Source organism: Mesobacillus jeotgali (assembly GCF_002874535.1).
GTDB lineage: Bacteria > Bacillota > Bacilli > Bacillales > Cytobacillaceae > Mesobacillus > Mesobacillus jeotgali.
The window spans coordinates 3,770,356-3,786,064 of the sequence record NZ_CP025025.1 but is presented as its reverse complement, the minus strand read 5'-3'; the positions used below and the strand labels follow the sequence as shown (position 1 = coordinate 3,786,064).

General features: G+C 44.7%; 18 protein-coding genes. 11 read left to right on the top strand and 7 right to left on the bottom strand.

The features are described 5' to 3' along the window. The first annotated feature begins 120 nt into the window (after nucleotides 1-120). Nucleotides 121-411 carry a YutD family protein gene (locus tag CD004_RS19175; RefSeq protein WP_102264213.1) on the top strand — a complete coding sequence of 97 codons (291 nt, stop codon included), beginning with the start codon at nucleotides 121-123 and terminating at the stop codon, nucleotides 409-411. A gap of 44 nt (nucleotides 412-455) precedes the next feature. Here the strand turns inward: CD004_RS19175 and CD004_RS19170 are convergent, their stop codons facing one another. From CD004_RS19170 to glpX, 3 genes are all read right to left on the bottom strand, one after another. Further along, nucleotides 456-743: a cytosolic protein gene (locus CD004_RS19170; RefSeq protein ID WP_102264212.1), complete on the bottom strand. Its 288-nt coding sequence runs from the start codon at nucleotides 741-743 to the stop codon at nucleotides 456-458. A gap of 76 nt (nucleotides 744-819) precedes the next feature. Further along, nucleotides 820-1,086 carry a DUF3055 domain-containing protein gene (locus tag CD004_RS19165; RefSeq protein ID WP_102264211.1) on the bottom strand — a complete coding sequence of 89 codons (267 nt, stop codon included), beginning with the start codon at nucleotides 1,084-1,086 and terminating at the stop codon, nucleotides 820-822. Nucleotides 1,087-1,113: 27 nt separating this feature from the next. Next, complete coding sequence (gene glpX / locus CD004_RS19160; protein ID WP_102264210.1) at nucleotides 1,114-2,082, bottom strand: class II fructose-bisphosphatase; 969 nt, start codon at nucleotides 2,080-2,082, stop codon at nucleotides 1,114-1,116. Between the two features lie 895 nt (nucleotides 2,083-2,977). Between glpX and CD004_RS19155 the strand changes: the two genes are divergently transcribed. The 3 genes from CD004_RS19155 to CD004_RS19145 all read left to right on the top strand — a co-directional run bounded on the left by CD004_RS19155 (nucleotide 2,978) and on the right by CD004_RS19145 (nucleotide 5,624). Beyond that, complete coding sequence (locus CD004_RS19155) at nucleotides 2,978-4,213, top strand: EAL domain-containing protein (protein ID WP_233434891.1); 1,236 nt, start codon at nucleotides 2,978-2,980, stop codon at nucleotides 4,211-4,213. Between the two features lie 22 nt (nucleotides 4,214-4,235). Further along, nucleotides 4,236-4,673: a DUF86 domain-containing protein gene (locus CD004_RS19150; protein WP_102264208.1), complete on the top strand. Its 438-nt coding sequence runs from the start codon at nucleotides 4,236-4,238 to the stop codon at nucleotides 4,671-4,673. 186 nt (nucleotides 4,674-4,859) lie between these two features. Beyond that, a complete protein-coding gene (locus CD004_RS19145) occupies nucleotides 4,860-5,624 on the top strand; it encodes a TIGR01457 family HAD-type hydrolase (RefSeq protein ID WP_102264207.1) in 765 nt (254 codons plus the stop codon). A gap of 223 nt (nucleotides 5,625-5,847) precedes the next feature. Here the strand turns inward: CD004_RS19145 and CD004_RS19140 are convergent, their stop codons facing one another. Next, entirely contained in the window at nucleotides 5,848-6,357 is a 510-nt protein-coding gene (locus tag CD004_RS19140; RefSeq protein WP_102264206.1) for a phosphatidylglycerophosphatase A family protein, read from the bottom strand. Between the two features lie 215 nt (nucleotides 6,358-6,572). On the opposite strand from CD004_RS19140, the gene yutH reads away from it, so the two are divergent. The 5 genes from yutH (at nucleotide 6,573) to thrB (ending at nucleotide 12,186) form a co-directional block, all read left to right on the top strand. Next, a complete protein-coding gene (yutH, locus tag CD004_RS19135) occupies nucleotides 6,573-7,580 on the top strand; it encodes a spore coat putative kinase YutH (protein WP_102264205.1) in 1,008 nt (335 codons plus the stop codon). An 87-nt stretch (nucleotides 7,581-7,667) separates the two neighbouring features. Then, complete coding sequence (locus CD004_RS19130) at nucleotides 7,668-8,645, top strand: 2-hydroxyacid dehydrogenase (RefSeq protein ID WP_102264204.1); 978 nt, start codon at nucleotides 7,668-7,670, stop codon at nucleotides 8,643-8,645. A 228-nt stretch (nucleotides 8,646-8,873) separates the two neighbouring features. Then, entirely contained in the window at nucleotides 8,874-10,172 is a 1,299-nt protein-coding gene (locus CD004_RS19125) for a homoserine dehydrogenase (protein ID WP_102264203.1), read from the top strand. Then, complete coding sequence (gene thrC, locus CD004_RS19120) at nucleotides 10,169-11,230, top strand: threonine synthase (protein ID WP_102264202.1); 1,062 nt, start codon at nucleotides 10,169-10,171, stop codon at nucleotides 11,228-11,230. Before CD004_RS19125 ends, thrC begins: the two co-directional genes overlap by 4 nt. Continuing rightward, nucleotides 11,227-12,186: a homoserine kinase gene (gene thrB, locus CD004_RS19115; RefSeq protein ID WP_233434890.1), complete on the top strand. Its 960-nt coding sequence runs from the start codon at nucleotides 11,227-11,229 to the stop codon at nucleotides 12,184-12,186. The genes thrC and thrB overlap by 4 nt, the downstream gene beginning before the upstream one ends. Before the next feature lie 92 nt (nucleotides 12,187-12,278). On the opposite strand, the gene CD004_RS19110 is transcribed toward thrB, so the two are convergent. Further along, a complete protein-coding gene (locus CD004_RS19110; RefSeq protein ID WP_041966137.1) occupies nucleotides 12,279-12,515 on the bottom strand; it encodes a NifU family protein in 237 nt (78 codons plus the stop codon). A 152-nt stretch (nucleotides 12,516-12,667) separates the two neighbouring features. Between CD004_RS19110 and CD004_RS19105 the strand changes: the two genes are divergently transcribed. Next, nucleotides 12,668-12,994 carry a YuzD family protein gene (locus CD004_RS19105; protein ID WP_102264201.1) on the top strand — a complete coding sequence of 109 codons (327 nt, stop codon included), beginning with the start codon at nucleotides 12,668-12,670 and terminating at the stop codon, nucleotides 12,992-12,994. A gap of 312 nt (nucleotides 12,995-13,306) precedes the next feature. Here the strand turns inward: CD004_RS19105 and CD004_RS19100 are convergent, their stop codons facing one another. Beyond that, nucleotides 13,307-14,374 carry an NAD(P)/FAD-dependent oxidoreductase gene (locus CD004_RS19100; protein WP_102264200.1) on the bottom strand — a complete coding sequence of 356 codons (1,068 nt, stop codon included), beginning with the start codon at nucleotides 14,372-14,374 and terminating at the stop codon, nucleotides 13,307-13,309. Nucleotides 14,375-14,619: 245 nt separating this feature from the next. Between CD004_RS19100 and CD004_RS19095 the strand changes: the two genes are divergently transcribed. Continuing rightward, complete coding sequence (locus CD004_RS19095) at nucleotides 14,620-14,859, top strand: YuzB family protein (protein ID WP_102264199.1); 240 nt, start codon at nucleotides 14,620-14,622, stop codon at nucleotides 14,857-14,859. A 60-nt stretch (nucleotides 14,860-14,919) separates the two neighbouring features. Here the strand turns inward: CD004_RS19095 and CD004_RS19090 are convergent, their stop codons facing one another. Then, complete coding sequence (locus CD004_RS19090) at nucleotides 14,920-15,615, bottom strand: DUF2225 domain-containing protein (protein ID WP_102264198.1); 696 nt, start codon at nucleotides 15,613-15,615, stop codon at nucleotides 14,920-14,922. Between the last annotated feature and the right edge of the window lie 94 nt (nucleotides 15,616-15,709).

The window sequence follows — 15,709 nt, the reverse complement described above, 5'->3', positions numbered from 1 at the left end:
TATTTTTTTTGCTTAGTAATTGATGGGGAATAAGTTATAATTAAGAAAAGTGCAAGGTTTTATCCTTGCCATTGGACAGAGAACAATCAGATCGTTACGGAAAAAGAGGTGGACCTACCGATGATTTGCATCAATAATTTATGTTATGAAATAGTGGACGAAAGCAGGGAGGGCTTTAATGAAGAAGCCTTTCGCGCCAGATACAGCGAAATCTTAACGAAATATGACTATATTGTTGGCGACTGGGGATATGGACAGCTTCGGTTAAGAGGCTTTTTCGATGATCAAAACCAGAAGTCAACTTTCGATACGAAAATCAGTACCGTCAGCGAGTACTTATATGAGTATTGCAATTTTGGCTGCGCTTATTTTGTAGCCAAAAAGGTCGCGAAACAAAACCAGGATAAATAAAGAAGAAATGCTCCAATCATCATGATTGGAGCATTTCTTGTTTCTTATTGATCGCTATACGGTGGCTGTTCGCTTTCATTCGGGTCATCATGGGTTGGGTGGGCACCCGCTTCCTTACGCGGTGTTCCCTGATGAAGGGACTTGAACTCGTAGTTGAAATTGCTGTAACTCCGCTGTCCCTCACGCCATGGAGTGCTTTTGCCCTCTACTGGCTCATCTTTCCGGAATGGAGATCCATATGGACCCTCTGGATAGTCTTCAGCCGATACATAGTTGCGTTGTTTTTCAACATTCGAAAAATCAGAGTACTTTTCGCTGTCTTCCTTGCTCATGAACTCACCTTCTTTGCTTGTTGTCTTCTTAGTATTTCTTTGATAAGACAAATCAAACAAACAGTTCGTTCCAGATTTAAAGAATAGGTCGCAGGAATGAGCGAAGTTCCTCCGCGTCTTCTTCAGATAGATTGTAGGCAAATTCCAGATATCCTTCTTCAGCAAGGTCATCCTGGCCGAGGATGGCGAAGCGGCTTCCCTGGATATCCATCACGATGCTTTTTCCGTAGTATCGCCCAGTCTGCATAATGGCAAGGTCAAAGCGCTGATTTTCACCTACAAAGCTTACATAACGCGTTTTTGTTTCTTCGGTATCATCGTATAAAAAAAATTGTTCAGTCATCGTGATCCTCCTTAGTATGTATCTCTTCTAAACCATCACTAAGTGTGGCTTGTGTTCAAGATGATGGTGTGCTGTAATATAACGGACCGTTTTGGTTTTGGAACGCATGACAATGGAGTGTGTTTCAACAAGGTCCCCGCCGAGGAAACGTACACCGTCGAGCAGTTCACCGCTTGAAACTCCAGTCGCAGCAAAAATCGCATCGTCTCCAGAAACAAGATCATCGAGCATCAGCAATTGTCTTGGATCCTTCAAACCCATTGCAATGCAACGTTCTTCTTCCTCCAGTGTTTGCGGTACAAGCCTTGCCTGCATATCACCGCCTAGAGCCTTGAGAGCTGCAGCCGAAATGACTCCCTCAGGCGCACCGCCTGTCCCCACGAATAAATCGACACCTGTATGCGGCAGAGCAGTCGCAATCGAAGCACCCACGTCGCCATCGCCAAACAGCTTCACTCTGGCTCCCTTTTGCCTTACACGCTCAATCAAATCATTGTGGCGTTCACGTTCCTGAATGATGACAGTTAGATCCTGGATTCGTTTATTGTTGGCTTCCGCAACGATTTCAATCGTCTTTTCAATTGGGTCATCAAGACTTACTTTACCAGCAGCACTTTTACCGACCGCGATTTTCTGCATGTACATATCAGGTGCATGGAGGAGGGTGCCTTTATCTGCGACTGCAATAACGGCCATGGCATTATTATGCCCCTTGGCGACGATATTCGTCCCCTCCAGCGGGTCCACCGCGATATCCACTTTCGGCCCCATCCTTGTGCCCAGCCTTTCTCCGATGTAAAGCATCGGAGCCTCATCCAATTCCCCTTCACCAATGACGACAATTCCATCCATATTGACTGAATCGAACATCTTGCGCATTGCCGTTGTGGCTGCATCATCCGCCTCATTTTTCTTGCCGCGGCCCATCCACTGAGCAGATGCCAGCGCAGCAGCCTCCGTAACTCTGACGATCTCAAGTGCCAATTCGCGTTCCAAATGTCTCTCCTCCATTTTCGACAGCATTCTCACTCAACATCAATCTTACCAGAAAAACTTTTATTTCTAAATTTATCTTTTCGAACTTTGCCTTAGTGGAGAAAAATTATACACGTCGAGAAAATTTCCGACAGGTTTAAAGGGAGACGGGGTAAAGCTGTCAGAAGTAGCAACATATTTGGACAGCTTTGGTCGCGAGAGAAGGAAAGTTGTCAAGAAAAGCTCGGAATCATGACAGGGTTGAGGGGGAAACAAAAAAAGCTGTCAAGAAAAGCTCGGAATCGTGACAGGTTTGAAGGCAAAAGCAGAAAAGCTGTCAAGAAAAGCTCGGAATCGTGACAGGTTTGAAGGCAAAAGCAGAAAAGCTGTCAAGAAAAGCTCGGAATCATGACAGGTTTGAGGTGGAAACAAAAAAAGCTGTCAAGAAAAGCCCAGAATCGTGACAGGTTTGAGGGGAAAGTGAAAAAAGCTGTCAAGAAAAGCCCAGAATCGTGACAGGTTTGAGGGGAAAGTGAAAAAAGCTGTCAAGAAAAGCCCAGAATCGTGACAGGTTTGAGAGGAAAGTAAAAAAAGCTGTCAAGAAAAAGCCGGAATCATGACAGGTTGGAAGGAAAAGCGGAAAACCTGGCAAAATCAACTTAAAATCACGTCAGCTTATAAAACCAATATCCAAAATTCATCCTCAGCTCACATCAATGGCCGCTGCCCTTTAACCACATTTTCACCATAAAAAAGAAGTAAAAATATTTCGAAATAACTATCTAGGAAAAAAGGTCTATTTTAGCTAAATATGGTACAATTAATAAAAAGTTCTAGTCATCTTCTGAGAGGATTGAAACCTATGGCCCGCCGTGTTACTAGCATATTAGACAACCTGCTTGGTTGGGGAAAAATAATGTTGCCGCATTCAACGATATGTTATTACCCTCCGCAGTTCATTTTGCGGAACCCTGTCGTTTCAGGGGTAAAGAAAGCTTTTAATAGTGGCTTTGAAGTTGCTGTTATTGCATACACGATCAAGAATCACCAGGAACTTGCTTCGCAGCTTGGTGAGGAGAGCTGGAAGTTTCATAAGGCTTTGAAACGGCATTTTAAAAGCGTGATTGAAAATGAAATCGATAAAGAGGACATGATTGTCCTTCATGATTATTATAGCGACAGTCTGAGCCTGTTCATGCGGATTGACCATAACAGGTACTGTATCTCTGAAATTGATGTAAAAATGAAGAAAATCCTTAGGGAAGCGGAGAGCAGGATTTTTCAAGAGTATCCAACTGTCCAGCCTATCTTCGATACAGGGTTTATTTTTATCGATAAATCGGTGGATTCCGTTCACGGAGCAGTCTTAAAGGCACATCAGCAAGCCTTTGCGATGGCTGAAAAACGAATCCAAACCGAATTCAATGAAATGGTTTATGAAATGAAAAGAATTATTGCGCAGCAAAATATTAAGCTTTTAGCACAGCCTATCATAGACGTCGCGACTAAGGAAATCAGGGCCTGGGAGATGCTCACGAGAGGGCCGGAGGGCACTGCGCTTGAGAGTCCATTGCAGCTTTTTTCAGTTGCGAGGCAGACGAATATGCTCTATGACCTGGAAATGATCGTATTGAGAAAAACGCTGGACCAAATCACTTCGACTGGCTGCCTGGATGACATCTTCATCAACTTTACGCCGATTACGCTCGGGAATTCCCGATTCGTCCGGGACCTGAAAAACATGATGCAATCATATGAGACTATCCAGCCAAATCAGATCACTCTTGAAATTACCGAGAGGGACTCGATTGAGGGAATTGAGAATTTTATCTATAATATAAAGGTGTTAAGAGGAATGGGAATGAAAATAGCGGTTGATGATACTGGAGCAGGGTATGCCAGCTTGAATACCATCAGTGAAATCATGCCGGATGTCATCAAGATCGACCGTTCTGTCATTGAAAATATTGATAAAAACTCTGTGAAGGAGTCAATGCTGAAAGGTCTGTTGCTTGTAGCGAGGGAAGCGGGGTCCACCGTCATTGCGGAAGGAATCGAAAATGAGCATGAAGCATCGGTTCTCTCACGGAACAAGGTTGAACTGGCACAAGGTTATTTTTATGCCCGTCCTGGATTACTGAAAACCGTCTAGCATCTTTATGAGGTGATAATGAATGTACTTTGTCGACAGAGATCAAATCGAAGAAACATTACAGTTTTTAGACAGACAAATCGACTTTTTTGAAAGCAATGGACCATGGGAAACGCCAATGGAAAAATCAGCCCTCGAGCGTGCAGCACATACGATGGTTGAAGCCGTGCTGGATGTGGGCAATGCGATGATCGATGGCTTCATCATGCGCGACCCGGGAAGCTATGAAGACATCATTGATATTTTGGATGATGAAAAAGTTGTTACACAGGATATGAGCGCTGGGTTGAAAAAAATCGTCCTGTTCAGGAAAATGCTCGTTCAGCAGTACACTGCCGTGGACCATGCCAGCCTGATTGAAACCTTCAAATCCGAGCTTCCTCATCTCAAGCTTTTTTCAGTAAAAGTGAAAGAGTACTTAACGAATGAATTAGGGCCAGTATCCGCTTTTAAAAAGTAAACCGTGACAGAGGAGACCGTTAAACTGCGGTCTCTTTTCTGTTCTTGTCTAGGAATTCGGAACTGGACGAGAAGCATTGGCTTTAAAATTGTGAGCTTTGTCCTTTGCACTCATTGCCTGGCTTATATAAAATGGGAGTATTCGTTTTTGAACGACATGGGAACGATATAGTTAGGAGTGATTATTATGAAAAAATATAAAGGGTATTTAATTGATTTGGATGGGACAATGTACCGGGGATCAGAACGAATCGAAGCAGCTTCTGATTTTATAAAAAGGCTGATTGTGGCTGAAATTCCGTACTTATTCGTTACAAATAACTCATCACGCACGCCCGCGCAAGTGGCGGAAAAACTGTGCAGCTTTGATATTCCAACGACTGAGGAGCAGGTTTTCACAACAAGCCAGGCAACAGCCAACTATATTTATGAGCAAAACCAGGATGCGACTGTATATGTGATTGGCGAAGAGGGGATCCAGACAGCGATCCAGGAAAAAGGACTGACATTTGCCGGGGAAGACGCTGATTTTGTTGTTTCAGGAATCGATCGCGGCATTACATATGAAAAACTGGCTGTCGGCTGCCTTGCGGTCAGGAATGGAGCGACCTTCATATCGACAAATGGGGATATCGCAATTCCGACTGAACGGGGCCTGCTGCCGGGCAACGGTTCGTTGACTTCCGTGATTGCAGTATCCACACAAACAGACCCTATTTTTATCGGGAAGCCGGAATCTGTGATTATGGAACAGGCATTAAAGGTGCTCGGAACAGCAAAAGAAGAAACACTGATGGTCGGGGATTACTATGATACCGACATCCTCGCAGGGATGAGAGCAGGGATGGACACACTTCTCGTCCACACTGGTGTAACTACTAGGGAACTGCTGAAAGGGTATGAAGAAATGCCAACGTATACAGTGGATTCGCTGGACGATTGGGAAGTTTAAATAGATAAGATAAAGAGGGACTTGAGCCGTTGAAGGCATCAAGTCCTTTTTTCTATTCTTGCTCTTGCCGTGGCTGACCAAGTCGCCTCCGCCTTTTTTTTATGTCCAGCTGCGGCTCCTAACTCCTCGAGACGCTTCGGTCCTGCCAATGAAGTCAAAGAGCGACTTCACTGTCAGGCCCTCCAGCGCTTGTCGGAGTTGGACAGTCGCCTCCGCTTTTCTTTTAATCTTCTACGTTGGCCGCTCTATGTGCAAGGCGGCTTGATGCTGCTGCAGCGACTGCTCCGACGATATCATCAAGGAAAGTGTGACACTTGCCTGATGCTTCTTTATCATTAAGCCTATCCAGGATTCCTGGTTTCGCTTTATCAATGTATCCATAATTGGTAAAACCGATTGAGCCATATATATTCACAATGGAGAATGCGAGGATTTCATCAACGCCGTATAAGCTTTCGTCTGTTTCTATAATGGATTGGAGCGGTTCGCCAAGCTTCTTTTGTTCAGCGAGGATATCCAGCTGGATTCCAGTCAAAATCGCATTCTGGACCTCACGCTTGGATAGGACTCGTTCAACGTTTTCGATACAATCCTCCATCTGCAGGTTTGGGTGGTACTTTTCCTGCAGGAAATAGACGAGGTCGGCGATATCTTCTATTTCAACTCCGCGTTCATGGAGCCACTTACGGGCAGTTTCCTCTGTCATATGGATGGCGCGTTTCTTTTCTAACATCTGCATCACCTTTCTATTTTTGATTGCAGCATAATCATACTGATACTCTTTATCCTATTTAACCTAAAATATTCCGCTTAATCCGTTTTAGTGAAAGAATTCATTCCTTTAAATCATTTCCCTAATGAAGCCGCTTATTCATTGTAATGTTCATTCAAGTTTTACAATCCAAAACATATATTTGTAAAAGAGTGGCTTGGAAATGAGGTGCTAATATGTTTCAAAAGATGTTAAAAGAAGTATATGGGATTTCTGCAGATTCAGAAGTATCTCTTGGAAGATATCATGGATATAAGCATAATGAAGGGCTTTATTTAATTATGGACGCTAATGGTGTAAAGGAGCAAGAAATAAGCGAGCTGGCGAGGATTGCTGACCATATGCAAACAGCTGGGGATCGGAATGTCTCAAGGCTGCTCGCGGATAAGGAAGGAAAACAAATTTGTGAATGGGAGGGGAGGAAATACTGTGTGTTGATGAACCGAGCAGTCCCTATGCCTGAAAAATTAAGAACAGGCAGGAAGCTGGCCAAGTTCCATGCAAGGGGCCGGCAAATCCCCTTCAAAGTTGAAAGCATGAACAGGGTTGGACAGTGGAAACAGCTCTGGGAAAAGCGGCTTGACCAGATGGAGAAGGTGTGGAGCGGAAAGCTTTACACCGAACCAGAGAACGATTTTGAAAAGCTGTTCATGGAATCTTTTCCGTATTACATGGGGTTATCCGAAAATGCCATTCAATACCTCGCTGATACTGAGATTGATGATAAGCCGACAAAGATTGACCATGGCACTGTTTGCCATGAGCGCTTTACTAATACGGTCTGGAGAGGAACTTATTTTGTCAAAAATCCTTTTGAATGGGTATTTGATCACGGTAGCCGGGATCTCGCTGAATGGGTCAGGGATCGTTATTTTGCCAACATCCAGACGAGCCAGCCAGAAATCAAGAACTTCCTGGCAGAATACCAATCAATGACCGTGCTTTCGCCGTTTTCGTGGAGGCTGCTTTACGCGAGATTGCTGTTCCCGCTCCACTATTATGAGACAGTCGAAAATTACTATATAACACAATCGGAACAGACGAAGCGCCAGCTTGAAGACCGCTTGCGGAAGTATTTGAATCAAAGCAGTGACCATGAGCGGTTCCTAAGCCATTTTTATCATCTTAGTGAGGCACCGGTAAAAGCTGCGAAACTTCCCCCAGTCGATTGGTTATTACGTTAGTCGAAGCTTTTCTCGGTAAAGAAAGTGTAAATTGTGATAGAATAAAATTATTCTATTATATTAAACGCTTTCAAAAGGAGAAAGACAATGAAACCCTATGTTTATATCACCAGGAAATTGCCTGAAGAAACGATTGCCGATCTCACAGAGCTTTTTGATGTAAAAATGTGGGATCATGAAGATGTACCTGCCCCAAGGGAAGTTATTTTAAAAGAAGCCGAAAAAGCCAGTGGCTTAATCACGATGCTATCCGACAAAGTCGATGAGGAAGTACTGTCTGCAGGTGAAAACCTGAAAGTGGTCGCTAATCTGGCAGTTGGCTTTGATAATATTGACCTGGAAGCAGCGACTAAGCGTGGAATCATTGTCACGAACACGCCGGATGTGTTGACGGAGACGACAGCTGACCTCACCTTTTCCTTGTTGATGGCATCCGCTAGACGGATTGTCGAAGCGGCTGAATATATAAAGGCTGGCAAGTGGGGAGGCTGGAGTCCGTACCTGCTTGCCGGACATGATGTTTATGGGAAGACAATCGGGATTGTCGGCATGGGTAAAATCGGTGAAGCGGTCGCACGCAGGGCCAAAGGGTTTGGAATGGAGATCCTTTATCATAACCGCTCCCGAAAACATGATGCTGAAAAAGAACTGGGCGCTGTCTACAGTTCTTTTGAAGATCTTGTAGCGAAATCTGATTTTGTAGTGTCACTGGCACCGTTAACGCCCGAAACGAGAAATCTTTTTACCGCCGATGTCTTTGCAAAAATGAAAAAAAGCGCAATTTTCATCAATGCAGGCCGCGGCCCGGTTGTGGACGAGCAGGCTTTATATGGTGCGCTTAAAAATGGTGAGATTGCTGCTGCAGGACTCGACGTCTTTGAAAAAGAGCCAATTTCCGCTGACCATCCGCTGCTGGAACTGCCAAACGTAACTGCAATCCCGCACATTGGCAGCGCAAGCACCGAAACCAGGACAACCATGATCAAGCTGTGCGTCGCAAATGTTAAATCCGTCCTGACAGGTGACAGCCCAAAGACAATTGTTAACAGAGAATTGCTCCAATAATCTACAAATCCTTCCCTTATGAACGGGAAGGATTTTTTAATATGGAAAAACTTTTATTATAGTCAAAATTTTTATAATTTTTTACACTTAGAGCCACATATGATTAAGCGTTTACACAGGAAGATCTCCCTAAATATTCCTTGTAAAAGCTGTTTAGGGTATTTATAATGTCTACTATACAAAAACAAATGTACATTTGAAATAGACACAAAGAGAGGGGAAAAGAAAATGCAGGCAATCTCGGTTGGACTTCTAGGTTTGGGAACAGTAGGGTCAGGTGTGGTCAGGATCATTGAAAATCACCAGGATAAATTGATGCACCAGGTTGGGTGCCCGATTAAAGTGAAAAAAATCCTAGTTCAGGATGTTGAAAAAGAAAGGTCGGTAAAAGTGGACCCATCTCTCCTGACGGTGAATCCAGCTGATATTATGGAAGACCCGGAGATTGAAGTGGTAATCGAGGTTATGGGCGGGATTGAAGACACTCGAGAACACCTGATTCAGGCATTGAGGAGCAAAAAAAATATTGTGACGGCAAACAAGGATTTGATGGCCGTCCACGGTTCCGAGCTTTTAACAGTGGCCAATGAAAATGGCTGCGACCTCTTTTTTGAAGCGAGTGTCGCCGGAGGAATTCCAATCCTGCGCAGTCTGGTGGAAGGGCTTGCGTCTGACAGGATCACAAAGATGATGGGGATTGTGAATGGCACTACAAACTATATTTTAACGAAAATGAGCCAGGAGGGACTGGCATATGATAGCGTCTTAAAGGAAGCGCAGCAGCTCGGGTACGCGGAGGCGAACCCTGCATCTGACGTAGAAGGACTGGACGCTGCTCGAAAAATGGCGATCATGGCATCACTAGGGTTTTCAATGAAGATTGATCTTGATGATGTCAAAGTGAAAGGGATAACTTCTGTAACCGAAGAGGACCTGCAATACGGAAAGCAGCTGGGGTATACGATGAAACTGCTCGGCATCGCCGTTCGTGAAGGCGATAAAGTCGAGGTGTGCGTTGAGCCAGCATTGCTGCCATCATCGCACCCGCTTGCGTCTGTCAATAATGAGTACAATGCGGTGTATGTGTATGGAGAAGCTGTCGGAGAGACAATGTTTTATGGTCCTGGAGCGGGAAGCTTGCCAACTGCCACTGCTGTAGTCTCAGACCTGGTTGGTGTCGTCAAAAACATGCGCCTTGGAGTAAACGGCAGTTCATTTATCACTCCGCAGTATGAGAAACAGCTTAAGGATGATGGTGAAGTGAACTCAAAGCATTTCCTGCGTCTCCACGTACATGACGAAGTCGGTGTATTCTCAAAAATCACCTCTCTTTTCGCAAGCCATAATGTCAGCTTTGAGAAAATCCTCCAGATGCCGTTGAAGGAAAAGGAGCTTGCGGAGATTGTAGTCGTAACTCATCAAGCCTCCCTAAAGGATTACCAGAATATTTTAATGGAGCTGCGTGACCTAAAGTTTGTGAAGGATGTCAAAAGCTCATACAGGGTCGAAGGAAGTGCTGGAGCATGAGGTGGCGTGGGCTGTTAAGTGAATACCGTGAATACTTGCCCGTTAATGCAGAGACACCATTGCTCACCCTACATGAGGGCAATACCCCGCTGATCAGGCTTGACCAGCTGTCAGAGGAGTGGGGAGTCGATTTATATGTAAAAGTAGAAGGAGTAAATCCTACTGGCTCATTCAAAGACAGAGGGATGGTCATGGCGGTCGCCAAAGCTAAGGAGGCGGGCAGTGACACTGTGATCTGCGCCTCAACAGGCAATACATCCGCCTCCGCGGCTGCTTACGCAGCAAGGGCAGGACTAAGATGCATAGTCGTCATTCCTGATGGGAAAATCGCGATGGGTAAACTGGCGCAGGCCGTGATGAATGGCGCTAACATCGTTTCGATTGAAGGAAACTTCGATGAAGCATTAAAAATGGTCAGGACAATCAGTGAAACCGAACCGGTGACCCTCGTGAATTCAGTCAATCCTTATCGGCTTGAAGGACAAAAAACGGCAGCATTTGAAATTTGTGACCAATTGGGCGGGGCACCTGACATCCTCGCGATCCCGGTGGGGAATGCCGGCAATATCAGCGCCTATTGGAAAGGATTTAAAGAATACGATTCCAGTAAGGGCACTGGTTTGCCTCGGATGTTCGGTTTTGAGGCAGAAGGGGCGGCCGCGATAGTCAAGGGGCAGCCGATTGAACAGCCGGAAACCATCGCAACGGCAATCCGCATTGGCAACCCGGCAAGCTGGGACCTGGCCGTCGCAGCCCGTGACGAATCAGAAGGGAAAATCGATTTTGTGTCAGATGACGAGATTTTACAAGCATACAGCAAGCTGGCGAGCACGGAGGGAATCTTCGCTGAGCCAGGGTCCTGCGCCTCGCTTGCGGGTATCCATAAACTTATACAGCGAGGCGAAATTCCTTCTGGATCCAGAATAGTTGCCGTGCTGACCGGCAATGGACTGAAAGATCCTTCAACTGCGATTGACATCAGCTCAATTTCACCAGTGCTGCTTCCAAATGACGAGAGTATCGTCAGCGACTATATCAGGGGAGTGGTCCGGCAATGAAGGGGGTCGGGGAACCATTTGCAGCTGGGAGCGAGAAACGACTAGCTGCTGGAATCGCGAGAGGGCAAGTCTTGACCATAAAAGTTCCAGCCAGCTCAGCGAACCTGGGACCAGGTTTTGACTCGCTAGGCGTCGCCCTGAACCTCTACATGGAAGTCCAGGCTGAACAAAGCGACAAATGGAAGGTTACACCTTTATCTGATTCATTAACAAGTTTTCCTGATGATGAAAAAAACTTCATTTGCCAGATTGCTGTGAAAACAGCTGAAATGTACAAGCAAGTAATGCCTTCGCTCCATATCACAGTGAAAAGCGAGATCCCGCTTGCGAGAGGGCTTGGTTCCAGTGCGGCAGCGATTGTCGCGGGAGTGGAACTGGCGAATGAATTCTGTGGCTTACAAATGACACGTTATAAAAAACTGGCAGCCGCCACCATGTTTGAAGGCCATCCTGATAATGCCGGTGCAAGCCTGTTTGGAGGCGTCGTAGTTGGCAGCCAAATCGGAAATGAGGTCGATTTAACCGTTCTTGACCAAATTCATTTTGACCCGATTCTAATAGTACCTAATAAGGAGTTGCTGACAGAAACGTCACGTGATGTCCTGCCGGCAGTGGTCGATTTTCAGCGAAGTGTCCAGGCAAGTGCAGTAGCTAATCAACTGCTTGCTGCCCTGATGACACAGAATTGGCCCCTCGCTGGTAAGATGATGGCTGCGGATCTGTTCCATCAGCCGTATAGGAAAGCACTTGTGCCTTTTTTTGAAAATGTGGAGGAAAAAGCCATACTATCAGGAGCATTCGGAGTTGCATTGAGCGGAGCGGGGCCATCAATTATGTGTCTGGCTGAACCAGGTAAGGGGGAATCAGTAGCGGAAAAATTGAGGCAGCATCTAATTGGGTTGGAGGTCTTCAGTTTGCAGATTGATACGGAAGGATGCAGGTCATCATTTAGATGAAGATTGTTTGAGAATCGGTCCGTGGATATTTCAAAAAAACTTAAAAAAAGCGGTTTTGCCTAAGTTGGCAAAACCGCTTTATTATTGGTTAATTAGAATACCTGTTCAACCTCAACAACACCAGGTACTTCTTCTAAAAGTGCGCGTTCAATTCCAGCTTTAAGCGTGATTGTGGAGCTCGGGCAGCTACCGCATGCACCCAGCAGGCGAAGTTTAACAATGCCATCCTCAATATCAACTAGTTCGCAGTCTCCACCATCGCGAAGAAGGAATGGGCGCAATTTATCTAATACTTCCTGTACTTGCTCAAACATTTGCTGTTCAGTCATGCAAATCGACTCCTTTCATAATACTTATTATAATCTTATCGGCCGGAAAAATCTATCCAATAAAACCGAAAAACCAGTGAACACAGTTTTTTCCTTATGCATCTTTTTCATCGTATAGTAAAATAAAAGAAAATAACAGGGGGTAATTGATAATGGAACGTAAAGAGGTAGAAATCGTCGTTTACGGTGCAGAAGTGTTATGTCCAAGCTGTGTGAACCTGCCATCCTCAAAAGAAACGTATGAATGGCTTGAAGCCGCGATCAGCCGCAAATATGCAGACCAGCCATTCAAAATTGTTTATGTCGATATCCATAATCCTCCAGCAGAGGAAGATAAAAAGGAATTCGCCGAAAAAGTAATCGAAGAAGACATGTTCTACCCTGTCGTCCTGCTCGAAGGCAAGATCGTCGGTGAAGGAAACCCGAAATTGAAAACAATTTACGCAGAATTAGAGAAATATGGGTACGTTCCAGCTTAAAGCATTCCAATTTGGAGTGCTTTTTTTATTTTGTTGGTATTATTTGATGGATTAGTGGAGAACTTTACGTTACAGGTCAGTACTGAATGAAGAAGATTTGCTTTTATTGGCGGAGTTCACAACTTTATTGGCGATTTTTTTATTTTATTGGCGATTTTAAAAATATATTGGCGAAAATCAATTTTTATTGGCGGTTTTCACAATTTTATTGGCGAACTGGAAAATTTCATTGGTTTTTACCAGTTGTGAAGTGAAAAAAGTTTACCAGTTGTGAAGATAAAAAACCGGGCAAAGCGCCCGGTTTTTAAATCATCATCCATTATGATACTTATACATCCACAAAATCCCTGATTTCAGCAGGCGTGCGACGCGGCCGGTAATCGGGCGTTCGGCGACTAGTCCGAAGCCGTGCTTTTTGCCGAGTGAACCAATGACGCCTTTCAGCTTGATCGCTGGGAATGATTCAGGTGGTTCTTCGCCTTTCCAGCGTTTTTGCAGAACCTGGACGATCTGTTCTGCCTGGCCTTCTGCAAGCTGCGCACTTGGTGCGTGCGGAAGGCTTGCGCAGTCGCCGACTATATAAACCTTTTCATAGCCTGGCAGATTATGTTGTGGAGTTACCACTGCACGGCCCATGCTGTCTTTTTCAACGTCCATCTCGCGGACAAGTCGATTCGCCTGGATGCCGGCTGTCCACACGATCGCATCACACACGATCGGCTCGTCGTGGTTATATAGAACGTTTTTCTGGACTTCCGTGATATTCGCGTTGTTGATGATTTCAACATTGTGATTGTCGAACCAATTCTCCACATACGTGCTCAGCCGTTCAGAGAAGGCAGAGAGGATATGGTTGCCACGGTCAAAAAGCTTTATTTTCAAATCTTTGCGGCTTTCAGCCAATTCACTCGCAAGCTCAACACCACTTAATCCTGCACCGACGATTGCAACGGTTGAACCTGCTGGCAAATTGTTAAGGGCCTGGTAAGTCGCACGGGACTTTTCAATTGATTGGATGCTGTATGTGAACTTGTCAGCTCCTGGGACATTGTGATATTTATCTTCACAGCCGAGACCAATAATAAGGTCATCATATTGAACAAACTCATCACCCTGGAGCTCAACCTTCTGATCCTCAAGGTTGATGGCTGTTACTTCCGCATATTTTACCTGAAGGCGGGGATGCTCAGGAAATGCCACCCGGATATGCTGGTCAGAAATCGTGCCTGCAGCCAGGGCATAGTATTCTGTTTTTAAACAGTGGTATGGAACACGGTCAATCAGCGTAATTGATACATCTTCCGGCAGGTCATTTGGCAGCAATTTATTAAGGACGCGCATGCCGCCATAGCCGCCGCCAAGGATAACGAGATTCTTCATGTGAATTTCCCCTTTTTAACCTCTTCAGAGACAGTTAATGATGTTTTTTCAGCTCGCTCTTTAAACTCGTAAACGGATACATTTTTGAAATTATTTTGCAATATTTTTATGCTCAATAAATCACCATAAAAAGTATAACGAAATTGTGACAAAATAACAACAATTTTATGGATGCGGTAAGCCCGGGAAATTGACGATTTACTAGAAAAAGGTTACGATTAAAAATTAGTAGAGAGGTGAAACAAATGATTAAGCCAATCATTGAATTTTGCATCAGCAATCTAGCAAGCGGTTCTCAAAAAGCAAGGGCGGAGCTGGAGCGTGACCCTGACCTTGATGTCATTGAATACGGTTGCCTTGGTTACTGCGGAAAATGCGCACAGTCCATGTTTGCGCTTGTAAACGGGGACCCAGTAGTGGGAGATACTCCCGAAGAACTAGTAGAAAATGTTTATCAATATTTGGACGAGAATCCGATGTTTTAATATAGAAAGGGCTGGCTTGGTATTCAACCATCGCCAGCCTTTTTCATAGTAGGGTAGAGTTTAGTTGCCCGAAACGACTTTCTCATCTCGCATTTCCTGCCAGCGGTCTTTTGCCAGCTGGATTATTTGCGGTTCTACGGATTGCCTCTGCTTTTCGATTACTTTTGAGAAAAAGCGGACGGCATCCTGCGTTTGGCCAATCCTTCTTGAGAGGTCGCCAATCAGATACATCAGCCGCAGCTCTGAGACTTGAGTTCCTTTATAGTCTCCGGTGCTGTACGACTCAGTATATTCCTTCAGGGCGAGTTTTAAAAAACGCATTTCCTGTTCGTGGTTATCTATTGATCGATAAAGCCAGGCAAGTCTTATGTATAATCCGGCTGAAACGATATGTTTCTCTTTTTTTAGGGTCGAGCTATAAGCTGCGAGTTTGAAAGTGTTCATAGCTTCCTGGATTGTTCGCTTATCTCCATAGTCATGATGAGCCCATTGATTGCATATTTTATCCTGGATGAGCTGTTTACCGCCTGGGGGAAAATAAGTGCTGAAATCATCGGTAAAAGAGTAGCCGCAATTCGGGCAGACATTCACATAATAAAAATTAGGGTTTTCGAAACCATCGGCATAAATAGGGGCGAAATCAGTATCAAAACGGAGGACTTTCACAAAGCGGGAACGCACTTTTTTAGTGGTAAAAGATTGTTCGCACATTTCACAGTGATATTTTTTATCATAGAGCGGTTCTATTTGAGTCATTTTCGTCACCTGCCTTTTTTCCTATTAGATTATGGGTATATTATACCAAGTAATTTGGGTCCCTGGCGGAAAAAAATGAATAAGATACTTTTTC